Source organism: Nocardia sp. Marseille-Q1738 (genome assembly GCF_965283145.1).
The window spans coordinates 84,136-106,396 of the sequence record NZ_CBDIMS010000003.1; the positions used below are offsets into that span (position 1 = coordinate 84,136).

The window sequence follows — 22,261 nt, forward strand, 5'->3', positions numbered from 1 at the left end:
TGATAACACCGGAACCATATCATCGGAAACATTGGTCGATAACAGCTTTTCGTTATCATTGGAATCATGGAGGGCAGTGAGGGCGCATCCGCGGAGGGACATCGGGAACGCATCGTCGAGGCGGCGGCCCGGCTGCTGAGCGAAGGCGGGCCGGACGCGGTATCGACGCGAGCCGTGAGCGCTGCGGCGGGCGTCCAGCCGCCCACCATCTATCGGCTCTTCGGCGACAAACAGGGCCTCCTCGACGCCGTCGTCACACACGGCTTCACCGCCTACCTGACCAGCAAGTCCACCCTGGAAGCCGCCGACGACCCGGTCGATGATCTCCGCGCCGGGTGGGATCTGCACGTCGGACTAGGCCTGGCCAACCCGGCGCTGTACGTGTTGATGTACAGCAGGCCCCGCCCGGAAGGAGCCGCACCGGCCGCCCGTGCCGCGTTCGAGGTGCTCGCCGAGCGCATCCGGCGCATCGCCGCCGCAGGCAGGCTACGCGTGCCCGAGGATCGCGCCGTGGCCCTGGTCCACGCGGCCGGTTCCGGCACGACGCTCACTTTGATCGCCACCCCGGAACACCACCGTGATCCGGAACTGTCGCGCACCGCCCGCGAGGCGATCATCGCCGCGATCACTACGGACACCCCTGCCTCCGCGACTCCCGGACCCGTCGCCGCCGCCGTCACACTCCGGGCGGTGCTGCCGCAGACCGACGCTTTGACCGCGCCCGAACGCGGCCTCATGCAGGAATGGCTGGACCGAATCGCCAACCCTGGCAGCTGATACCGGTACCTTGCGCCGTTCGGCCCAGCTATCCGACCGGCGATGGTTGGCAGCCTCGTTCGGATCTCCCCATCCTTCCGCGATGAACGCCACCGTTTCGGCGGGCGATCCGGTAGCTGCGCAACGGGACTACCGGACGACCCGATGCGGTAAGTTGACCGGCGGAATGCTCGCTCTGCGCCGTGCCCGTGCGTACGCCGAAGGCACGACCGCAGCGGAGGTCGACGTGGCGTACTCCCCAGGGGACACGCCGCGGCACGGGAGGTGGATGTGAGTTCCGAAAGCGCGCACCGGGCGCTGGAGGTCCAGGTGCGATCCGCGGACGACGTGGTGATCGTCACCGTGCACGGCGAAATCGACATGGCGTCCGCTCCGCGCCTGCAATCGGCACTCGACGAGGCACTGCGTGATACGCCGCCCGTCGTCGTGGTGGATATGTCGAACGTCGGATTCCTCGGCTCCGCGGGCTTGAGCGTCCTGGTGGCGGCCTCGGAAGCCGCCGGTTCCGGTGGGTTGCGCGTGGTCCCCAGCGACGCGGCGCGCAGGCCGATCGAGCTGACCGCGTTGGACCAACTGCTCACAGTGTTCGACACCGTCGAAGAGGCACTGGCAGTCGACGAGACGCACCCACCGAACTGAGCTTCGCGGTGCCACGGCGGTGCCGCACACACATGCCTGCGGTTTCAGCCACGCATTCTCGGGTACCTGACCGGAGGTCGGCACCGTGTCGACTCGAGCACGCCGGGAGGAGGCCGGATGGCAGACAACCGCGAACACCGACTGGTGGGGGTGCCCGCGGTAGCGGCATTGGCGGATCTCGGATTCGCCTCGGTGGCGTCCGGAGTGATCGCCCGACGGCGGCCGGTGCTGGGCTTACTGGAACGCACCGGCGCCGATGCCAGGGCGATCGAGCGCGTGCGGCAGCTGCGCCGCGAATTCGGTGCCGGTCCGGTCGAACTGGTGGTGCCGGGACGGCGAATCGTGGTGATTCTCGACCCGGCCGACGTCGGCCGGGTGCTCGCCGACGCACCGACCCCCTTTCACCCCGCCAATCGGGAGAAGCGCGCCGCACTGCGGCAGTTCCAGCCACACGGCGTCCTGCTGTCCGACGGTCCGATCCGCGCGCAGCGCCGAGCGGTGAACGAGGCCGCGCTCGACAGCGGCGAGACGCTGCATCGTCTCGCCGGCCCCTTCGCGGCGGGGATCGCGGAGGAAGCGCAGGAAATGATCGTGTCGGCGCTGCATCGCGGACACATGGACGCGCGGCACTTCACCACCCAGTGGTGGCGGCTTGTCCGGCGAATCGTGCTCGGCGAACGGGGACGCGACGACACCGTCCTCACCGACGAACTCGCCCGACTGCGCTCGGCGGGCAACTGGTCGTTCCTGGCCCCGGCCCATCGCAAGCAGCGTGACCAGTTCACCAATCGCCTCTACCGGCATGTGGAGTCCGCCCCACCCGACAGTCTCGCCGGCGCGCTGGCCGCGGTCCCCGCCGGCGGCGCCGTCGATCCGGTCGGGCAGATTCCGCACTGGCTGTTCGCCTTCGACGCCGCGGGTATCGCGCTCAGCCGCGCGCTGGCGGTGCTCAGCACCCACCCGGAGCACCATGCCCGCGCGCTCGACGACGCCGTCGATCCCGAACGCGTCGAGCTGCGTGCCTATCTGCGTGCCTGCGTGCTCGAGTCGGTGCGGTTGTGGCCGACCACGCCCATGTTGCTGCGCGACATCACCGCCGACACGCAGTGGCGTGACGGCGACGAACGTCTCACCATCGCGGCGGGCGCCGCGCTGATGATCGCGGTCCCCGCCTTTCACCGGGACTCCGAGCTGCTTCCCTTCGCCGATACGTTCGTCCCGGATATCTGGCTCGACGGCCGCGCCGAGCAGTACCCGCAACTCGTGCCGTTCAGCGCGGGCCCGGCCGATTGCCCGGGCCGCAACCTGGTCCTGTTCGTCACGAGCACGCTGCTCGCGCACCTGCTGACCGCGGCGGACTTCCGGCTGCGGTCGACACCGCGGCCGAACCCGGACGCGCCGCTGCCGGTGACCTTGAACAACTTCGGCCTCGACTTCACCGTCGAGCCGTGCATGACACAGACCGGCTAGCTTCCGGCCCTTTTCGCGGAAGAGTTCCTTCCGCGATAGCTGTCATGATCGAAGCATGCTGGAAACCTCCGCACGGCTGTTGCGGCTGCTGTCGCTCTTGCAAACACGCCGCGACTGGACCGGGCCCGCGCTGGCCGAGCGGCTCGGCGTCTCCACCAGAACGGTGCGCACCGACATCGAGCGATTGCGGACTCTGGGCTACCCGGTGCATGCAATGCCTGGCGTGGCAGGCGGATACCGGCTGGGAGCCGGGTCGGCGCTGCCGCCGCTGCTGCTCGATGACGAGGAGGCCGTCGCGGTGGCGGTCGGACTGGTCACCGCCGCCAATGGCGCGGTCACCGGCATCGAGGAAACAGCGCTGGGCGCGCTGGCGAAACTGCAACAGATGTTGCCCGCACGATTGCGGCACCGGGTCGAGACGCTGACCTCCGCCACCGTCCACGTGCCCGGTCGCGGAGAGCCGACCGTGGACGCGGCGGTGCTCACCGCGGTCGCGGGCGCCATCCGGGCGAGCGAACGATTGCGCTTCGACTACGAAACCCATTCGGGGACCTCGTCGCGACGGGATGTGGAACCACACCGGATGGTGCACTTGCGAGGCCGCTGGTATCTGGTCGCCTGGGACGTCGCGCGCGACGACTGGCGCACCTTCCGCGTCGACCGGATCATCCCGAAGATTCCGAACGGTCCCCGGTTCAGCCCGCGTGCCGTACCCGAGAAGGAGATCGCCGAGCGGGTGCAACGCGGGGTGGACGCCGCTACGTGGCGCTACCGCGCGCGTGTGCGCATGGCCGCGCCGGCGCAGGAGATCCGGGCGCGCCTGCCCGCGGCGGTGGAGGTCGAGCCGGACGGTCCGCAGCACTGCGTGGTGCACGTGGGTTCGGACTCGCCCCAGCTACTGACGTTGTACCTGGGCCTCGCCGACGTCGACTTCGAAGTCTTGGACGCGCCGGCGCTCGCTGAACACCTCGCCGCCACCGCGGCACGATTCCGGCGCGCGGCCGGACAGGGATAGCGCCGGACCAACGCATCCGCGTGACACGCGAGCGGCCGCGCTCGGCAATTGGACACCGAGCGCGGCCGACGCCGACGCTCTCGCTCGGCCCCCTACCGGCTCGCGCCCGCGGCCGCTCCGATCAGACCGCCCACCACGCAACCGGGGAAGACCCCGACGATGAAGAAGATGAGGCCGACCGCCGCCCCGATGGCGCAGCCGATCGCCAATCCCCCCAGCGTGGTCTGCGGGTCACCGATGAACCGCGGCGCGCCCGGCGCCGGGATGGCGGCTCCGACCGGTGTCAAGGTCAGGGTCGTGGCGGCCGCATCGAGTTCCGGCGACACCTGGACGTGCCCGCCCATCGCGGTCTGCAGGGTCGTCGGCACCGACGCGACCACCTCGCCGTCCGGGGCCAGCACCGTAATACCGTCCGGCGTCAGAGCGAACGTGCCGGAAGCGAGCGTGACCGTCGCACTCGACCGATCCGGCGCGACCGTCGCGGTGTAGGCGACACCACGGTCGACGCCGCTGATCGCGGGGTCGGAGACCTCGGCCTGGCCGTACGCGGTCGCCGCCGTGACACCGGTGGCGGCAATGGTCAGCAGCGTGGTCGCAACCACTTTTCTGAGCTTCATGAGCCATCCCATCCTCAGCAGATTCGATCTGTCGTTACCTGGGTACAGCCGTGAAATACTAGCAATTATAGACATTCCGCATGACTATTTTCAGAACGCTTCAGATGCCCGAAATGTCTTGCAAGGGGGAGTATTTCGCGGCGCATCCGGCCGATCAGGGGATGGAAACGCCCGCTACTCCAATTCTCCTTCGGTCTCCAGGTAGACCTGGCGCAAGCGCTCGAGCGTGTCCTGTTCGGGATGCTCCCACAGTTTCCGCTCGGCCGCCTCCAGCAGCCGCTCGGCAATGCCGTGCAGCGCCCACGGGTTGGACTGCTCCATGAACTTACGGTTCACGTCGTCGAATACATAGCTCTCGGTGAGCTTCTCGTACATCCAGTCCGCCACGACGTTGGTCGTGGCGTCGTAGCCGAACAAATAGTCGACGGTCGCCGCCATCTCGAACGCACCCTTGTACCCGTGCCTGCGCATGGCCTCCAACCACCGCGGGTTCACCACGCGGGCCCGGAACACCCGCGAGGTCTCCTCGGACAGCGTCCGGGTGCGCACCGCGTCGGGCCGGGTGCTGTCGCCGATGTAGGCCTCCGGGTTCTTGCCGGTCAGCGCGCGGACCGTGGCGACCATACCGCCGTGGAACTGGAAATAGTCGTCGGAGTCGGCGATATCGTGCTCGCGAGTATCGGTGTTCTTCGCGGCCACCGCGATTCGACGGTACGCGCCCCGCATGTCCGCCGCGGCGGGCGCGCCGTCCAGATCGCGGCCGTAGGCGTAGCCGCCCCAGGTGGTGTATACCTCCGCGAGGTCGTCGTCGGTGCGCCAGCTCTTCGAGTCGATCAGCTGCAGCAGGCCCGCGCCGTAGGTGCCCGGCTTGGAGCCGAAGATGCGGGTGGTGGCGCGCCGCTGGTCGCCGTGCTCGGCCAGATCGGCTTCGGCGTGCGCGCGCACGTAGTTCGCTTCGCCCGGCTCGTCCAAGCCGGCGACGAGGCGGACCGCGTCGTCCAGCAAGGCCAGTACGTGGGGGAAGGCGTCGCGGAAGAAGCCGCTGATGCGCACGGTGACATCGATGCGGGGCCGGCCGAGTTCCTCGAGCGAGATCACCTCGAGCGTGCTGACCCGGCGGCTCGCCTCGTCCCAGACCGGCCGGACACCCAGCAGCGCAAAGACTTCGGCAATGTCGTCGCCCGAGGTGCGCATGGCGGAGGTGCCCCAGACCGAGAGGCCGACCGACCGCGGGTATTCACCATGGTCGGCCCGGTACCGGTCCAGCAGCGATTCCGCCATGGCCTGGCCGGTCTCCCAGGCCAGCCGCGACGGTACGGCCTTGGGGTCGACCGAGTAGAAGTTGCGTCCGGTCGGCAAGACGTTGATCAGGCCGCGCAACGGCGAGCCGCTCGGGCCCGCCGGGATGAACCCGCCGTTCAGCGCGTGCAGCACCCGGTCGAGCTCGACGCCGGTCTGCCGCAGGCGCGGCACCACCTCGGTGGCCGCGAACCGCAGCACCCGGCGGACCTCGGGATTATCGGTGATTCCGTCGACCGCGTCCGGCGACCAGTCCGCTGCCTGCAATGCCGCGACGAGGGCGCGGGCGCTGCCCTCCACGGCGTCGACGCGCTCGCGCGTCTCGCTGCCCGACTCGTCGAGCCCGAGCGCTTCGCGCAGGCCGGGCACGGTGCGCTCACCACCCCACAGCTGGCGGGCGCGAAGCATGGCCAGCACCAGGTCGAGTTCGCTCTCCCCCGCGGGCGCCTGGCCGAGCACATGCAGGCCGTCGCGGATCTGGACGTCCTTGATCTCGCACAGCCAGCCGTCGACGTGCAGCAGCATGTCGTCGAAGGAGTCCTCGTCCGGGCGCTCGGAGAGGCCCAGGTCGTGGTCCATCTTGGCGGCGCGCATCAGCGTCCAGATCTGCTGGCGGATGGCGGGCAGCTTGGCCGGGTCGAGTGCGGAGATGTTGGCGTGCTCATCGAGCAGCTGCTCCAGCCGCGAGATGTCGCCGTAGCTTTCGGCGCGGGCCATCGGGGGGATCAAGTGATCGACCAGCGTGGCGTGCGCACGCCGCTTGGCCTGGGTGCCCTCACCCGGGTCGTTCACCAGGAATGGATAGATCAGCGGCAGGTCGCCGAGCGCCGCATCGGTGCCGCAGGAGGCCGACATACCGAGCGTCTTGCCCGGCAGCCACTCCAGGTTTCCGTGCTTGCCCAGGTGCACCATCGCGTCGGCGCCGAACCCGTCGGGGGCGCTGAGCCACCGGTACGCGGCCAGGTAGTGATGGCTGGGCGGCAGGTCGGGATCATGGTAGATCGCGACGGGGTTGTCGCCGAAACCGCGCGGCGGCTGCACCATGAGCACCACATTGCCGAAACGCATTGCGGCGATGACTATCTCGCCGGCCGGATCGGACGAGCGGTCGACGTAGAGTTCGCCGGGCGGCGGGCCCCACGCCTCGACGACGGCGTCGCGCAGGTCGCCGGGCAGGGTGTCGAACCAGGCGGCGTAGGTCGCGGCGCTGATGCGGATCGGGTTACCTGCCAGCCGCTCGGAGGTCAGCCAGTCCGGATCCTGGCCGCCCGCCGCGATCAGGGCGTGGATGAGGGCGTCGCCATCGCGCTCGTCCAAGCCGGGGACCTCGCCGGGCGCGCCGAGGTCATAACCGGCGGCACGCATTTCGGCGAGCAGGCGGATCGCGCTGGCCGGGGTGTCCAGACCGACGGCGTTGCCGATACGGGCATGCTTGGTCGGGTAGGCCGACAGCATGATCGCGACGCGTTTGCGCGCGGCGGGGATGTGGCGCAGCCGGGCGTGGCGGGTCGCGATGCCCGCGACGCGGGCCGCGCGCTCGGCGTCGGGGACGTAGGTGGACAGCCCGTCGGCGTCGAATTCCTTGAACGAGAACGGGACGGTGATGATCCGGCCGTCGAACTCCGGCACCGCGACCTGGGTCGCGACGTCCAGCGGCGACAGGCCGTCGTCGTTGGCCTCCCATTGGGCGCGGCCGGTGGTCAGGCACAGGCCTTGCAGGATGGGTACGTCCAGGTCGGCGAGCGCGCCGACGTCCCACGCCTCGTCCTCGCCACCCGCCGAGGCGATGGCCGGTTTGGTGCCGCCCGCGGCCAGCACCGTCACCACCAGCGCGTCGGCCCGGCGCAGGGTCGCGAGCAGCTCGGGTTCGGCGGTGCGCAGGGACGCGCAGAACAGCGGTAGCGGACGCGCGCCCGCCTGTTCGATCGCGGTGCACAGCGCGTCGACGTAGGCGGTGTTGCCCGCGAGATGCTGGGCCCGGTAGTAGATCACCGCGACGGTGGGGCCGTCGGCCGGCACTGCCGCGACCCGGTCCAGCTCGCCCCAGCTGGGCAGCTGGATCGGCGGCTCGAAGCCGTGCCCGGTGAGCAGCACGGTGTCGGACAGGAAGTTGTGCAGCTGGCGCAGGTTCTCCGGGCCGCCGGCGGCGAGGTAGTTGTGCGCGTCGGCCGCGACGCCGCCCGGCACGGTGGAGCATTCCATCAGCTCGGCATCCGGTGCGAGCTCGCCACCGAGCGCGACCAGCGGAACGCCGCTCGCGCGCAGCGCCTCCAGCCCGTCCTCCCACGCCCGCTTGCCGCCGAGGATGCGCACGATCACCAGATCGGCGCCGTCGAGCAGACCGGGTAGGTCGTCGACCAGCAGGCGGGCCGGATTGCCCCACCGGTAATCCGCGCCGCTGGCGCGGGCACTCAGCAGATCGGTGTCGGACGTGGACAACAGCACAATCACGGTGGCAGCCTTCCTCGGGTGACGCGCCCATCGGGGGTTCGCTGCTCGCCGGAGAGGGTCTGGCTTTCTACAGTGGCGCGACCGCACCGGATTTCCACCGGTTTCCTCGTCGCCCGCCGAGCATGCCGCGATGCTACCTGCCGCCTCGGCCGGGCTCGTCGGCGTGTCCGGGCAGGCCATGCCGCCCGGCGGCGACCACCGCTCGGCGGCCGGGAAGTCCGGGAGGAACCATTAGGTCAGGTCGGCGTTTCCGTCGATCACCTTGAGGTGGTAGTGGAACCGGTTGAGCCGCCATCCATCCGCGGTGCGCTCGGCGCCGATCGAGTAGCTGCCGACGAACGTGCGCGTCTTGCCGTTGACCGCGGCGTTCTTCACGTGCACGGCGATCGCGTCGGCGTGCACGGTCGCCGTGTCGCCGTGCAGATCGATCAGGTGGTTGCCGGATTGGTGGTGGATGCTATCCAGGTCGGCGAGCCCGGTGCGCCAATCCTCGATGATGTCGGCCGCGGCCCGCTCCCCGACCGGCCCGCCGAACCCGCCGTCGAAATCGACCTTCGGCGTGAACACCTCCCCCGCCAACGCTTCCCACCGTCCCTGATCGGTGTAGACGAACATCTTCGTGATCACGTCGACGATGGCGAGCCGGTCGGCGAGAGAAGAGTTTTCGGACATACGCCGACCTTAGCCGTCGCGCGCACGTCACGCTTTGCGGACCACCCCGCCCAGCAGCACCAGTCGCGTGTCCGGCAGGTCGTCGTCGAGCCACCGTTGCAAGGGAACCAGGCCGGGATCGAGCATGTCGAAGCCCTCGAAGAACGAGGCGACCCGCGCCGCGGATCGGTAGCGCACCTGGGCCGATGACTTGGCGGTGTCCGCCGAGGACTGACTGATGAAATCCGGATCGCTGCTGTCGGCGCCGTGCGTGAACGCCAAGTAGCTTCCCGGGGCCATCGCGTCACGGAACCGGGCGACGATCTCGGCGGGGTGTTCATCGTCCATCACGAAGTGCAGAACGCCGACCAGCATGATCGCGACCGGCTCGCCGAAGTCGATCAGCTTGCCGGATGCCAACCGGTCGAGGATGTCGTCCGGACGGCGAACATCGCCCAGCATCGCCGCCACACCGTCCGAAGCGGCCAGCAGAGCGTTGCAGTGCGCGTGCACGACCGGGTCGAAGTCGACGTACACCACCCGCGCCGACGGATCGGTCTTGCGCGCGACCTCGTGAACATTGGGCGAGGTCGGAATACCAGCGCCGAGATCGATGAACTGCCGGACACCCGCCTCGGCCGCCAACTGGACCGCGTTCACCAGGAATTGGCGGCTGAACCAGGCCAAGGTCCTGGTGTCGGGCGCTATCGAGAGCATTCGACGGGCGACCGCCCGGTCCACCTCGTAGTTGTCCTTGCCGCCGAGCAGATAGTCGTACACCCGAGCGGAGTTCGGCGTGGTCGGATCAACACCACGCGGTGCTCGCTCCATGCTCGACACCGTACCTCTCCGATATCCTCGACCAAATCGTAACAAGCCGTCACCTACAGGTGACGCGCTATGTCATGAGAGCCGATACCGGCGGCGACCCGCCGTAGTGTGCGAGCGCTGGCATCGTGGCGCGAAAAATGCTGCTGCACTACTCTTTTTGTCGTCGATCGATAACGCGGGGTTGACTCACGCCGGTAGATGACGCACTCGAGACGGGCGCACCCGCCGCACCAGCACAGTCGGCGCTGGACCATCAGCGGCGTAGCAGCAGAACGCTTCGGGTGCAAGGGGCGGCCACACCGAACCCGACGAACCGATCTGTTGCTCAATTGCCTTCCGGGAGGCGCAATCTGGACAAACAGTGCGGACTCAGTCGTCCGGTGCCCCCGCCAGCGCATCGGCTCGCGCCATGAGCACGTCAGCGACCGGGCGGGGACGGCGGCCGAGTCCGCATGCGCTGGCGACCCCGTCGACGGGGCGCCCGAGTGCGTGCTCGATAGCCGCCAACGTCTCCACTTGTTCCGCCTCGCTCGGAATGTCATGCACCATACCGGCGTAGAAATCGGTGCCCTCGCACAGAGACAGATCGGCGAGCGGCGCATAGAATTCGGTGCTCGACGAGGGCGGTCTGTCTCCCGCCGCGAACGGTCCGTGCAGGTATTCCAAAACGCGCCCCTGCGGCCAATGCCGGACGACGGAATTGGCCAGATCCACGAACGGCCGCGCGTCACGCAACCTCCCGCGGGCTTTGTTGCGCAGACTGCCCAGGCAGAGGTGTACCCCGAATCGAGTCCCCGCAGGGGCGGCCGCGGCCAGAGCGGCGATACCCCGGCTCAATCCGAGTATTCGGTCCACCAGGCGGTGGAACGGCTGCGCCTTGGCCAGCAGCACCAGTTCCGCGGTGGCCTCGAGTTGCACAACGACGTCGTCACCGGCCAACTCGCGAATAGCGGTGATGTCGCGCACGGTGGCGTCGATGAACGCTTGCCGGTAGCGCCGTATCCCGGACGCTCCCATGGCGATGAACGTCAGCGTGAAATCGGTCGGCATGCCGATCTGCAACGCGAGATCGGGCAACTGCCGCTCCTCGCGCAGCTTTCGGAAGATCGGCCATGCCTCCTCGGCCTCCCGGAGGTAGCCGAGATCCATGACATCGCCGCTCAATTCGGTACCGCGCGCGACGCGATGGATCGTGCGGTCCCTGCTCGACTGCCACGCACCGGGTTTCTTCACTTCCAAGACGCCTTGGGACACCAGATCCGCGATTATCGGCTGGATGTAGAACTCGTACCGCCGAGTCTCCCCGGTCGGCAGGGTACGCAGCCGCGGACCCGCGCCATCGAGCATCGCCCGCATCGCCACATCCGTGCTCTCGGCCGGGAAACTTCCAACGAAGTGCACCGCCCGCGTGCCCGCCCCTTGCACCATCGAACCCACGTTCCCGCGCTCCTCAGTTCACCGGGTCGTCCCGGGCATCCATCCGACACGGTGTCGGTGGCGCCCGGGTGACACTCATGCGGATCTACTCCGCGATAGCCACGGATCATTATGTGCGGTAGTGGCGTTCGCCGGATACCTCGATACACGACCGGCCGCATACTCGACGGCCGCGGTGGACTACAGCCGGACCGCCCGCCGCGGGCGGAGGCTCGATGTGCCGGGTACGGCATCTGAGGGTCTTATCACGCCGAAAAGATGAAAAGCATTGGTGGATCGGGGGTTACTGCTGAGCAACCAGGTAAACGCGACGGGATGCCCGACAAGGAGGTCGGTATTGCGCCTGGGATAGTTCGCGCATAGCCTGCGTCGCGTGCGAACCTCGGTACGGTCGATTCTCGCGTCCGCTGCGGCAATACTGCTCTGCCTCACGCCAGGCGTGGCCCGCGCGGAGGATACGCCGCCGGATCGCTGTGAAGCGGTGTCCATTCCGGTGCCGCTCGGGGTGATGGCGGGTACATTATGCGTTCCCACAGCGCAGCCGACCGACACCGTCATGGTGCTGATCGCGGGTTCCAACTACAACCACACCTACTGGGATTTCCCCTACGCCCCGGAGACTTACAACTTCCGGCGCGCGATGAACGCCGCGGGTTACGCGACACTCGTGGTCGATCGGCTCGGTAACGGCGCGAGCACCAGGCCGCCCAGCACGCAGGTGACGGCGTCGGTGTCCGCGCGCGCGTTGCACGACATCGTCCGGTCCCTGCGCCGAGGACTGGCGGGCGCGCCCCCGTTCGGCAAGGTCATCACCGGTGGCCATTCGCTGAGTTCCGGTATCGACGTCCTCGAGGCGAGCACCTACCAGGATGTCGACGGTGTCTTGCTCACCGGGTTCTCCCACGCCCTCAACGTTTCCGAAGTGCTCGGCGTGATCGCGACCTACCATCAAGCCGCCCAGGATCCTCGGTTCGCCGGGCGGGGATACGATCCCGGCTACCTCACCACGCAGCCCGGAACCCGCGCACGCGATTTCTTCGCCCCCGAGACCGCCGACCCCGAGGTTCTCGCGGTCGACGAAGCGACCAAGGAAGTCTTCTCGCCGACGGAATATCCCGACGGGCTGACCTCCACCCTCCCGCCGATGACCAACTTCATCAGCGCCCCGGTCCTGATCGTCAATGGCAGCTTGGACCGGTTGTCCTGCGGGCCCGGCTACGCGGTCTGCGCGAATGCCGAGACGCTGCATGCCGCGGAAGCGCCGTTCTTCGGTCCGGCCGCACGATTGCGCACCTTCGTGCTGCCCGGTAGCGGCCACTCGGTCAATCTCGCACGCAACACCGCCGAGTACCGGTCCGCCGTGATCGACTGGATGGATTCCATCGTCGAGTGACCGGTCCGCCCGGCCGTCCTGCCGCAGCGAGTGCCTCGGTGCTCCTCACGCGGCCGCGCCATAGGTGCCGTACCAGCGGTTCCGTAGGCTGGACTCGTTATGACACGAGGTGTTCCCGATTCCTGTCCAGGTGTGCTGCGGCTGCACGAGGCGGCCGACGGACCGCTGGCGCGGATCCGGGTGCCCGGTGGTCGACTGGATTCCGCCCAGCTGCAGGCACTGGCGGAGTCCGCCCGTGACCTGGCGGACGGAAATATCGAGCTCACCTCTCGCGGCAATGTCCAATTGCGGCAGGTCCGCGACGCGGCGGAGCTGACCGACCGGCTCGCCGCCGTGGGGCTGCTGCCCAGCCGCACGCACGAGCGGGTGCGCAATATCATCGCCTCACCGCTGTCCGGACGCGTCGGCGGCCTGTCGGACGTGCGCGCACTGGTCCCCGCGCTGGACGCCGGTCTGCTCGCGGCGCCACGGTTGGCTCATCTGCCCGGCCGGGTGCTGTTCACCCTCGATGACGGTCGCGGCGACGTCAGCGGGCTCGGCGCCGACATCGGTGTGCACGCGATCCGCGCGGAGGAGTTCGCGTTGCTGCTGGCGGGCCGCGACAGCGGCGTCCGTCTCCCGGCCGCCGACACGGTCGATGTCATGCTCGCCGCGGCGCACGGATTCCTGGAGCTGCGCGGCGAGGACGCGGGCCGGTGGCGGTTGGACGACATCGAACAGGGCGCTGATCGCGTGATCGATCTCCTCGGGCTCTCGCCCGTCGCCGATCGGCTCGAATTACCTGCGGCGCAGAGCCTTCCGATCGGCTGGCTGGAGCAGGACGACCGGTTGGTCAGCCTGGGCGCCGGTGTGCGCCTCGGCTGCCTGCCCGCCCGAACCGCCGAATTCCTCGCCGCGGTCGAGCGGCCGATCTTCGTCACGCCTTGGCGCGGTCTGGTGGTCACCGACCTGGAGGAGTGGGCCGCCGAACAGGTCGTGCGCGTACTGGCCCCGATGGGTTTGATCTTCGACGCCGACTCGCCGTGGCTTCTGGTCAGCGCCTGCGCCGGGCAGCCCGGTTGCGCGAAATCGCATACCGACGTCCGGGCCGATGTGTCCGACGCGGTGGACACGGGCCGTGTGCTGCCCGCGGCATACCCCATCGAGCATGGAGCGGGTGACCGGCATTCCGAGCCGGAAGACTCTGCGAACCAGGATGTCTCGGAGCGGACGCCGATCGCCGCCACGGACATTTCGGTGGCCGGACGTCAGCATTGGTCCGGCTGCGACCGCCGCTGTGGCCGCCCCCGGGGCGAGGTCACCGATATCGTCGCGACAGACAAGGGTTACCGCATCGACTGATCGTCGTGTGCGGCCTCGGAGCATGATCGCCTTTCCTCCCTGCCGCGTCACCTTCCGTGGATCTCGAGGGTGCAGCACTTGACCGCTCCCCCCGCCTTGAGCAGTTCGGACATCTCGATCCCGACCGGGTGGTAGCCGCGGTCGCGCAGGGCCTCGCTCAGATCGGTCGCGCGGCTGCTGAGGAATACGTTGACACCGTCGCAGACACCGTTCAATCCGAGTACCGCCGCGTCCGCGTCGGTGGCCACGATGGCGTCGGGGTACAGCTCGGCGAGAACCGCGCGGGCCGCCGGGCTGAAGGCGGGCGGGTAATAGGCGACGGTGCGGGCGTCCAGTGGAAGCAGCACCGTATCCAGGTGATAGAAGCGCGGATCGACCAATTCCAGGGACACCACGGGCAGATCGAAGTGGCGCGATACCTCCTCGTGCGCCGCGAGCGAACTGCGGAAGCCCATACCCGCGAGGAGCCGATCACCGACCAGGAGGAAATCACCTTCCCCCTCGTTCAATTCCTTGGCGGCCATCAGATTCGGCAGTCCAGCCCCGGCGAACCATTGGTGGTAGGCGGGGCCTTCGGCAGCGCGTTCCGGATGCGTGAAGCAGGCAGACATCGCCCGGTCGCCGATGATCAGACCGCCGTTGGCGGCGAACACCATGTCGGGCAGGCCAGGGATGCCGGGCACCACCTCGACCGTGTGCCCGTATTCCTCGTAGGTGGCGCGCAGCGTCTCCCACTGTTCGATCGCCAACTCGCGATCGACGGGCTCCGCGGGATTCATCCAGGGGTTGATCGAATAGGTGACGTCGAAGTAATCGGGTCGGCACATGACGAACCGGCGCGGCGAGGAACCCCGTGCGGCGGACTCGACTCGGAGGGTGGCTACAGACGTCAACGGAACTCCCGGAGGTCAGCGGGGACTTTCGGCTGTAACGAAGGTAAGTGGGCTAGCATTGCGCCAGAAACAACGATTTGTTGCTTATCTCGACCTTGAATCGATAAATCATTGCGTGAAGCCCGAGGAGTGTGATGTGGACGACCTCGATCGGCGGATTCTCGAACAGCTGCTGAGGCACGCGCGCGCCTCGTTCCAGGAGATCGGCAGCGCGGTCGGACTGTCCGCGCCCGCGGTGAAGCGGCGGGTCGACCGGTTGGTCGCGAACAAGCAGATCACCGGATTCACCGCGTTGGTCAACCCCGCCGCGCTGGGCTGGAAGACGGAGGCATACGTCGAGGTCTACTACCGGGACAACATCTCCCCCGCCGAATTGAAACGCAGCCTGGACCCGATCCCGCAGGTGGTCGGCGTGTGGACCATCGCGGGCGAGGCCGATGCGCTGGTGCACGTGATGGCCACCGACATGGCCGAGATCGAGGTGACCGTGGAGCGGATCCGGGAGAACGCGCGCGTCGGGCGCACTCGGAGCTCGATCGTCATGTCGCGGATCCTCGAGCGTCCGCGGACCTGATCGTCATCCGGGCCCGACACAATGCGGTGGTGTAGCCGCCAACCCGGACCGCCCGGTCCGGACCCGCACCCATAGGGTGGACCGCATGTCCGACGTACGTGCCAGCTACCTGACCGACGGGGCCGAGATCTACCGTCGCTCATTCGCGACGATCCGCGCCGAGGCCGATCTGAGCGGGTTCCCCGCGGATGTGGCACAAGTGGTGGTGCGGATGATCCACGGCTGTGGTCAGGTCGATCTCGCCGAGGACATCGCCTTCTCGCCCGGCGTCGTCGCGGCGGCGCGGGCGGCACTGCGCGCGGGCGCGCCGATTCTGTGTGACGCGACCATGGTCGCCTCCGGCGTGACCAGGAAACGACTGCCCGCCGACAACGAGGTGGTGTGCACCCTCGCCGATCCGCGCGTACCGGAATTGGCTTCGGCCCTGGGCACTACCCGCTCCGCCGCCGCGCTGGAACTGTGGCGCGACCGCCTCGACGGCGCCGTCGTCGCGATCGGCAACGCGCCGACGGCGCTGTTTCATCTGCTCGATCTGCTGGACGCGGGCGCACCCCGGCCTGCCGCGGTCCTCGGCATTCCCGTCGGGTTCATCGGCGCCGCCGAATCCAAGGACGCGCTGATCGCGACCGACGGCATCGAGTACCTCACGGTTCGCGGCAGGCGCGGCGGCAGCGCGATCACCGCGTCCGCGTTGAACGCGATTGCGAGTGAACAGGAATGAGCGTCGCGGGCAAACTGTGGGGCGTCGGACTCGGCCCCGGCGATCCCGAACTGGTGACGGTCAAGGCGGCCAAGGTGATCGGGACGGCCGACGTCATCGCGTTCCACAGCGCGCGCCACGGTCGCAGCATCTCCCGCCGCATCGCCGCGCCCTACATGCGTCATGGCCAACTCGAGGAGCACCTCGTCTACCCCGTGACCACCGAGACCACCGACCATCCCGGCGGCTACCAAGGCGCGATCGACGAGTTCTACGAACAGGCCGCCGAGCGGCTGGCCACGCACCTGGCCGCGGGCCGCTCGGTCGCGTTGCTCGCCGCGGGCGACCCGCTGTTCTACAGCTCCTACATGCACATGCACCGCCGGCTGGCCGACCGATTCGAGACCGAGATCATCCCGGGCATCACCTCGGTGAGTGCGGCGTCGGCCGCGTTGGGCACGCCGCTGGTCGAGGGCGAGCAGGTGCTCACGGTGCTGCCGGGCACCATGCCGGTGGACGAACTCACCCGGCGCCTGCGCGCGACCGACGCGGCCGCGATCATGAAACTGGGCCGCACCTATCCCGGTGTCCGCCAGGCCCTTTCGGATTCGGGTCGGCTTTCCGGCGCGTACTACGTCGAGCGCGCGAGCACGACCGAGCAGCGCGTCCTGCACGCCGACGCGGTGGACGACGCCGAGGTCCCCTACTTCTCCATCACCCTCGTTCCTGGCCCGGAGCCGACGACGCCGCTGCCCCGCGCCGAGACGAATCCGGCTGCCCGTCAACGGATTGCCGACGCGGGAACGACCGGGCGAGTCGGCGAGGTCGTCGTCGTGGGGCTGGGTCCCGGCGCGCCGGAATGGACCACCGACGAGGCGCGCGCGGCGCTCGCTGACGCCACCGATCTGGTCGGCTACACCACCTACTTGAACCGGGTGCCACAACGACCTGGCCAGCGACGCCACGCCAGCGACAACCGGGTGGAGTCCGAACGCGCCGCCATGGCCTTGGATCTGGCCGAGCGGGGCGCGCGGGTGGCGGTCGTCTCCTCGGGTGACCCTGGGGTCTTCGCGATGGCGGCGGCCGTGCTGGAGGAAGCAGCGGACCCGCGGTGGCGCGAGGTGCCGGTACGCGTGCTTCCCGGACTCACCGCGGCCAACGCGGTGGCGAGCCGGGTCGGCGCGCCGCTCGGACACGACTACGCGATGATCTCGCTCTCCGATCGGCTCAAGCCATGGGAGATGGTGGCACAACGCCTTTCCGCCGTCGCGGCGGCCGACATGGCCATCGCGGTCTACAACCCGGCGTCCTCGCAGCGCACCTGGCAGGTCGGCGCGATGCGGGACCTGCTGCTGGAGCACCGCAAGCCCGATACGCCGGTCGTCGTCGGGCGTGACGTCGGCGGGCCGACCGAGTCGGTCCGCGTGGTGACGCTCGGCGATCTCGACCCCGCCGAGGTGGACATGCGCACGCTGCTGATCATCGGCGCGTCGACCACGACCGCGTTCGGGACCGGCCACGGGACGCGCGTCTACACCTCCCGGCGCTATGGGACGGTACGCGACGCGGCGGCCGGCAACGCGTAAGATCGCCTGACGCACCGGAGATGGGAGGGAACTTGGCCGCGACGCTGGCGGAGCTGACGCTGCGCACCCGAGCCTTGGAGGCACGGGCCACCGCGACCGAGCAAGCACTCGACGAACAGGGCGTTGTCCTGGGCGAACTGGCGGGACTGACCAGGAAAGCGCTGGACGGCATCGATCGGCTCGATCGGCGCACGGAGAAGCTCGAGAACGCTGTCACCGAGCTTCGTGAGGACGTCGGCGAGCTGCGCGAAAACGTCAGTGGACTGCACGAAACCGTCGGCGAGCTCCGCGAAAACGTCAGCGGACTGCAAGACAACGTCGGCGAGCTCAACCGGCGGGTCACGGTACTCGAAAAGGGTCAGATCCGCTTGGAACAGGGGCAGGCGCGACTGGAACAGGGCCAGGCGCGACTGGAGGAGGGCATGACCGCGGTGCTTGCGCGGCTCGACCAGTTGGCCGGAAGCGCGTAGCCGCCCGTTCCGGTAACATTCCACTATGGAATGTTCGGCAGAAGGGAGCAGTCGTTGACCAACGCTACGACCACGCGCAAGTCGCTGAACTCCACGGCGGCGTCATTGCTCGGATTTCTGCACCAAGGCCCCATGTCGGGGTGGGATCTGGTGGCCACGGCGCAAGACCGTATCGGCGACTTCTGGACGATCACGCAGAGTCAGGTCTATCGGGAGCTCGCCGCGATGGACGCCGCGGGACTGGTCGAGAAAGGCGAGACCGGCGCGCGCGAACGGACGCCCTATCACATCACCGACGCCGGGCGGGAGGCATTCCTGGAATGGGTGGCTCGTGATCCCGGCGGGGAGACCATCCGGGTTCCGCTGCTGCTCACACTCTCGTTCGGTGAACATCTGGACCGCGATCGGCTCGACGGCATCGTCGCGGCCAATCGGGAGATCCATCAGGCGCGGCTCGCGCGGTATCTCGCCGAGGATCCGGAGACGATGTCCGCCTTCGCCCGCGCCACATTGGATTTCGGCATCCGCTACGAGCGGGCGGTGCTGGATTGGTTCGATCACCTGCCCGAGCTTCTCGGCCGTTGATCGTCACGCGTCACGACGGCTCTTCCGATACAAGCACGCCGGGGATCAACTACACCCGCGATTGACTCGCTTCTCGTATAGCCAATCTATTACTTGGGCAACGGTTTCCACGACCTCCACGCCCTGGGGTAGCGGTGGGCGGTCGATCACGACGACCGGAATTCCGGCCTCGCGGGCGGCGGCCAGCTTGGCTTCGGTCTGATCCCCGCCGCTGTCCTTGGTGACCAGCACGTCGATCCCGTACTCGGCGATCAGCCGGGATTCGTCCTCGAGCGCGAAAGGTCCGCGGGCGAGGATGATTTCGTGTCGAGCAGGCAACGGACCCCCGGGCGGGTCGATGGCTCGGATCAGGAACCACTGCCGCTCCTGCCTCGCGAATGCGTCCACGCCTTGACGGCCGATGGTCAGGAACACGCGCTCGCCGAGCGTCGCGGTCGTCTCCGCCGCGGCGACGAGATCAGGCACCCGTACCCATCGATCCCCCGGCCGCTGCGGCCAGGTCGGCCGTCGCAGGCACACCAGCGGCACGCCCGAATCACGCGCGGCCGCAGCGGCATTGGCACTGATGGCCGCCGCGAATGGATGGGTGGCGTCCACTACAGCGGCCACGTCGTTGTCCGCGATCCAGGCACGCAGTCCCTCGGCGCCACCGAAGCCACCGACCCGTACCGCGCCCTCGGGCAAAAGGGGCGCACGCACACGACCGGCGAGCGAGGACACGATCTCGAATCCTCGCTCGCCGGAAGCGATGTGGGCCAGGTCCCGGGCTTCCCGGGTGCCGCCCAGAATCAGAATTCTCAGGGCTGTCCGCTGAAGTAGGCGATACCCGCGTTCAGCAGCGACGGCCCGCCCGCGACGGCCAGACCGATCAGCGCGCCGAGCACGGCGCCGGGCAGGATGCCGATGCCGAAGAAGACGATGCCGATGGCCGCGCCGATCAGGCCGCCGACCAGGGCACCGAGCGAGGCGCGCTGCAACTCGGCGAAGAACCACTCCTGTGCGCCGATGAATTCGGCGGCGACCGGCGCGTTCGCGGTCGGGGCGACCTGCGGCGTCAGCGTGAGCTGCCTGCCCTCGTCGGCGACGTTCGCGGCGATCTGGACCTCCTGGCCCTTGGCCGTCGCGGTGAGCGGAATCGTGGTGACGGTCTCGCCCGCGGAATTCTTCAGGCTGACCGACTGCTTGTCGGCGTCCACGCTGAACGCGCCGCCGGTCACGCTGGTGACCACCGACTTACCCGCGTCGGCCAGCCGCAGCGCGTAGCCGACACCCTGATCGGTGCCGGTGACCGTGGGCTCGGCGGCCGCCTGGTCCTGCACCGCGGGCGGCGCGGGCGCGGCGTAGGCGGTACCGGCGGTGACTCCGGTGGCTGCGACAGCCAACAATGCGGTAGCGGCGAACTTCTTGTATTTCATCTATCTCCCCAACAGGAACCGGATTTCCGATCATGATCGGAACTCGGCCCCGACCATACCCCGTGACCGGTAACGTGTTCACCCATCGGTGGGGAGTTCCGGCGCGATATCGCGCTTTTTCACCACCGACCACTGCGCCACCGGGAGCTGAGGCCGCCATGCGGTGAAGGATCCCAGCGGTTCGCCGCGGTAGATCTGGAATTTCCGCAACGCGCCGCCGTGGGCGGACGCCCAGCTGAGCAGCAGTGATTCCGATTCGGCGGTCACCGCGTTCGCGACGAGCCTGCCGCGTCGGCGCAGCTGCGCCCAGCATGTCTCCAACAGGCCATCCTGGGTCAGCCCACCACCGACGAAAATCGCGTCGGGCGAAGCGATTTCGGTGTCATGGGCGAGTTCGGCGCGCAACTCGCCGCGAATCAGGACGTTCGGGACTCCCAGAGCGGCGGCGTTGTCGGCGATCTGCTCCCGTCGCCGCTCGAGCCGCTCGAACGTGACGGCGCGGTTGGCCGGATGCGCGCGGCACCATTCGATCGCGATGCTGCCGGACCCGCCGCCGACATCCCAGAGCAGTTCGCCCGGCGCGGGCGCCAGCGCCGCGAGCGTCAGCGCGCGGACCTCGTGCTTGGTCAGCTGGCCGTCGCCGCCGAACAACTCGTCCGGCAGGCCGGGCAGCCGCGTGGCCCGTGGCTGATCCGGATCGGCCGCGCAGGTGATCGCGACAATGTTCAGCGGGTCGCCGGGTGGGCGATCCCACTGCGCCGCGAGACCGGTGTGCAGGCGTTCGGCCGGGCCGCCCAATTGTTCGAGGACGGTCATTTCGGAGGCGCCGAAACCGTGGCGCCCCAGCAATCGCGCAAGCACCCGCGGCGTGTGCTCGTCGGCGCTGAGCACCAGCAGCCGCCTGCGGTCGGCCAGTTCGGGCAGCACCGTCACCAACGGCCGCCCCACCACGCTCACCACCGGCGTTTCCGCGAGTGACCAGCCCAGGCGGGCGCAGGCCAGCGAGGCCGACGACGGCTGCGGCAAGACCCGCAGTGCCCCGGCTCCGAGCAGCCTGGCCAGGGTCACGCCGATTCCGTAGAACATCGGATCGCCGCTGGCCAGCACGCACAGCCGCGCCCCGCTGTGCCGCTCGAGCAGCTCGGGTAGCGCGGGCAGCAACGGCGAAGGCCAGCTCACCCGCGTCGCCACCACCGCCTCGGGCACGAGCCCGAGCTGTCGTGTGGAACCGAACAGGATCTCGGCGTCACCGACGGCTTCGCGGGCGGCGCGACCGAGACCGTCCCAGCCATCGGCGCCGATCCCGACCACGACGATCGGCGGTCCGGTCCACGGCACGGGCGCGGCCGCGTTCACCGTGGCATCCGGCGCCAGATCGATCGGGGCAGCAAGCGCATCGCGAAGAACACCGGTTGCAGTATCCGGGGCACCCAGACCCGGCGCGCGCCCCGGCTCAAGCCCTTGACCACGGCGTCTGCGACCTGGGCGGGCGTGCTGGAGAACGGGGCCGGGGACATGCCCTCGGTCATCCGCCCGATGACGAAGCCGGGTCGAACGAGGAGCAGCTGAACACCGCTGCCGTGCAACGCGTCCGCCAGGCCGTCGACGAATCCGTCGAGTCCGGCCTTGGCCGATCCGTACACGTAGTTGGCGCGCCGGACCCGGACGCCCGCGACCGAGCTGAACACCACGAGCTGCCCTTCGCCTTGCGCGCGTAGCAGGTTCGCCAGACTGGTGAGGACACTGGCCTGCGCGACGAAGTCGGTGTGCAGGATCGCCGTCGCGTGCCCGGGATCTCGCTCGGCACGCCGCTGATCGCCGAGCACGCCGAACGCCAGCACCGCGATACCGATCCGTCCGTGCTCGGCGGCGATCTTCTCCAGTAGCGCCGGATGACTCGCCGTGTCGTCGGCATCGAACTCGATCGTGTGCACAGCGCTCGCGCCGGCAGCCGCGATCTCCGCGCTCTGCTCGGTCAGCTCGTCGCTGCGCCGCGCCGCGAGAATCACCGCCCGCCCCGGCGCCAAACGCCGCGCCACTTCGAGCCCGATCTCGCTACGCCCGCCCAGGAGCAGCACGGCCCCGTCGACCAACCCACGCGTTCCCATGCGCCACAG

General features: G+C 68.9%; 22 protein-coding genes. 12 read left to right on the forward strand and 10 right to left on the reverse strand.

The window, feature by feature from the left end; all coding sequences use genetic code 11:
• The first annotated feature begins 66 nt into the window (after nt 1–66).
• The 5 genes from ACWPXK_RS13875 (at nt 67) to ACWPXK_RS13895 (ending at nt 3,901) form a co-directional block, all read left to right on the forward strand.
• Nucleotides 67–777 carry a TetR/AcrR family transcriptional regulator gene (locus tag ACWPXK_RS13875; protein ID WP_454196526.1) on the forward strand — a complete coding sequence of 237 codons (711 nt, stop codon included), beginning with the start codon at nt 67–69 and terminating at the stop codon, nt 775–777.
• An 82-nt stretch (nt 778–859) separates the two neighbouring features.
• Entirely contained in the window at nt 860–1,051 is a 192-nt protein-coding gene (locus ACWPXK_RS13880) for a hypothetical protein (protein ID WP_454196527.1), read from the forward strand.
• Nucleotides 1,048–1,416, forward strand: a complete 369-nt coding sequence (locus ACWPXK_RS13885) for an STAS domain-containing protein (RefSeq protein WP_454196528.1) — start codon at nt 1,048–1,050, stop codon at nt 1,414–1,416. Before ACWPXK_RS13880 ends, ACWPXK_RS13885 begins: the two co-directional genes overlap by 4 nt.
• A 117-nt stretch (nt 1,417–1,533) precedes the next feature.
• Nucleotides 1,534–2,886: a cytochrome P450 gene (locus tag ACWPXK_RS13890; protein ID WP_454196529.1), complete on the forward strand. Its 1,353-nt coding sequence runs from the start codon at nt 1,534–1,536 to the stop codon at nt 2,884–2,886.
• Between the two features lie 55 nt (nt 2,887–2,941).
• Nucleotides 2,942–3,901 (forward strand): helix-turn-helix transcriptional regulator, encoded by a 960-nt coding sequence (locus ACWPXK_RS13895; RefSeq protein ID WP_454196530.1) that lies wholly within the window; start codon nt 2,942–2,944, stop codon nt 3,899–3,901.
• A 92-nt stretch (nt 3,902–3,993) separates the two neighbouring features.
• Here ACWPXK_RS13895 and ACWPXK_RS13900 read toward each other — a convergent pair whose 3' ends face one another.
• The 5 genes from ACWPXK_RS13900 to ACWPXK_RS13920 all read right to left on the reverse strand — a co-directional run bounded on the left by ACWPXK_RS13900 (nt 3,994) and on the right by ACWPXK_RS13920 (nt 11,178).
• The gene (locus tag ACWPXK_RS13900; RefSeq protein WP_454196531.1) at nt 3,994–4,518 is read right to left on the reverse strand and encodes a hypothetical protein; all 525 of its coding nucleotides are present in this window, start codon (nt 4,516–4,518) and stop codon (nt 3,994–3,996) included.
• A 174-nt stretch (nt 4,519–4,692) separates the two neighbouring features.
• Complete coding sequence (cobN, locus tag ACWPXK_RS13905) at nt 4,693–8,268, reverse strand: cobaltochelatase subunit CobN (protein ID WP_454196532.1); 3,576 nt, start codon at nt 8,266–8,268, stop codon at nt 4,693–4,695.
• Between the two features lie 231 nt (nt 8,269–8,499).
• The gene (locus tag ACWPXK_RS13910) at nt 8,500–8,940 is read right to left on the reverse strand and encodes a nuclear transport factor 2 family protein (protein WP_454196533.1); all 441 of its coding nucleotides are present in this window, start codon (nt 8,938–8,940) and stop codon (nt 8,500–8,502) included.
• Between the two features lie 27 nt (nt 8,941–8,967).
• Nucleotides 8,968–9,750 carry an SAM-dependent methyltransferase gene (locus ACWPXK_RS13915; RefSeq protein WP_454196534.1) on the reverse strand — a complete coding sequence of 261 codons (783 nt, stop codon included), beginning with the start codon at nt 9,748–9,750 and terminating at the stop codon, nt 8,968–8,970.
• A 369-nt stretch (nt 9,751–10,119) separates the two neighbouring features.
• Nucleotides 10,120–11,178 (reverse strand): hypothetical protein, encoded by a 1,059-nt coding sequence (locus ACWPXK_RS13920; protein WP_454197033.1) that lies wholly within the window; start codon nt 11,176–11,178, stop codon nt 10,120–10,122.
• A gap of 382 nt (nt 11,179–11,560) precedes the next feature.
• Between ACWPXK_RS13920 and ACWPXK_RS13925 the strand changes: the two genes are divergently transcribed.
• Both ACWPXK_RS13925 and ACWPXK_RS13930 read left to right on the forward strand, forming a co-directional pair.
• Nucleotides 11,561–12,580 (forward strand): alpha/beta hydrolase, encoded by a 1,020-nt coding sequence (locus ACWPXK_RS13925; protein ID WP_454196535.1) that lies wholly within the window; start codon nt 11,561–11,563, stop codon nt 12,578–12,580.
• A gap of 99 nt (nt 12,581–12,679) precedes the next feature.
• Complete coding sequence (locus ACWPXK_RS13930) at nt 12,680–13,921, forward strand: precorrin-3B synthase (RefSeq protein ID WP_454196536.1); 1,242 nt, start codon at nt 12,680–12,682, stop codon at nt 13,919–13,921.
• 47 nt (nt 13,922–13,968) lie between these two features.
• Here the strand turns inward: ACWPXK_RS13930 and ddaH are convergent, their stop codons facing one another.
• On the reverse strand, nt 13,969–14,814 hold the full coding sequence (gene ddaH / locus ACWPXK_RS13935; RefSeq protein ID WP_454196537.1) for a dimethylargininase: 846 nt from the start codon (nt 14,812–14,814) through the stop codon (nt 13,969–13,971).
• Nucleotides 14,815–14,950: 136 nt separating this feature from the next.
• Between ddaH and ACWPXK_RS13940 the strand changes: the two genes are divergently transcribed.
• The 5 genes from ACWPXK_RS13940 (at nt 14,951) to ACWPXK_RS13960 (ending at nt 18,729) form a co-directional block, all read left to right on the forward strand.
• Nucleotides 14,951–15,388 carry an Lrp/AsnC family transcriptional regulator gene (locus ACWPXK_RS13940; RefSeq protein WP_454196538.1) on the forward strand — a complete coding sequence of 146 codons (438 nt, stop codon included), beginning with the start codon at nt 14,951–14,953 and terminating at the stop codon, nt 15,386–15,388.
• 85 nt (nt 15,389–15,473) lie between these two features.
• The gene (locus ACWPXK_RS13945; RefSeq protein ID WP_454196539.1) at nt 15,474–16,109 is read left to right on the forward strand and encodes a precorrin-8X methylmutase; all 636 of its coding nucleotides are present in this window, start codon (nt 15,474–15,476) and stop codon (nt 16,107–16,109) included.
• Complete coding sequence (cobJ, locus tag ACWPXK_RS13950; protein ID WP_454196540.1) at nt 16,106–17,674, forward strand: precorrin-3B C(17)-methyltransferase; 1,569 nt, start codon at nt 16,106–16,108, stop codon at nt 17,672–17,674. Before ACWPXK_RS13945 ends, cobJ begins: the two co-directional genes overlap by 4 nt.
• 20 nt (nt 17,675–17,694) lie before the next feature.
• Complete coding sequence (locus ACWPXK_RS13955) at nt 17,695–18,144, forward strand: hypothetical protein (RefSeq protein WP_454196541.1); 450 nt, start codon at nt 17,695–17,697, stop codon at nt 18,142–18,144.
• Between the two features lie 30 nt (nt 18,145–18,174).
• Complete coding sequence (locus ACWPXK_RS13960; RefSeq protein ID WP_454196542.1) at nt 18,175–18,729, forward strand: PadR family transcriptional regulator; 555 nt, start codon at nt 18,175–18,177, stop codon at nt 18,727–18,729.
• Between the two features lie 45 nt (nt 18,730–18,774).
• On the opposite strand, the gene ACWPXK_RS13965 is transcribed toward ACWPXK_RS13960, so the two are convergent.
• The 4 genes from ACWPXK_RS13965 to ACWPXK_RS13980 all read right to left on the reverse strand — a co-directional run bounded on the left by ACWPXK_RS13965 (nt 18,775) and on the right by ACWPXK_RS13980 (nt 22,252).
• Nucleotides 18,775–19,524, reverse strand: a complete 750-nt coding sequence (locus ACWPXK_RS13965; protein WP_454197034.1) for a cobalt-precorrin-6A reductase — start codon at nt 19,522–19,524, stop codon at nt 18,775–18,777.
• Between the two features lie 2 nt (nt 19,525–19,526).
• A complete protein-coding gene (locus tag ACWPXK_RS13970) occupies nt 19,527–20,144 on the reverse strand; it encodes a hypothetical protein (protein WP_454196543.1) in 618 nt (205 codons plus the stop codon).
• Nucleotides 20,145–20,222: 78 nt separating this feature from the next.
• A complete protein-coding gene (gene cbiE, locus ACWPXK_RS13975; protein WP_454197035.1) occupies nt 20,223–21,518 on the reverse strand; it encodes a precorrin-6y C5,15-methyltransferase (decarboxylating) subunit CbiE in 1,296 nt (431 codons plus the stop codon).
• The gene (locus tag ACWPXK_RS13980) at nt 21,497–22,252 is read right to left on the reverse strand and encodes an SDR family NAD(P)-dependent oxidoreductase (protein ID WP_454196544.1); all 756 of its coding nucleotides are present in this window, start codon (nt 22,250–22,252) and stop codon (nt 21,497–21,499) included. The genes cbiE and ACWPXK_RS13980 overlap by 22 nt, the downstream gene beginning before the upstream one ends.
• Nucleotides 22,253–22,261: the final 9 nt, after the last annotated feature.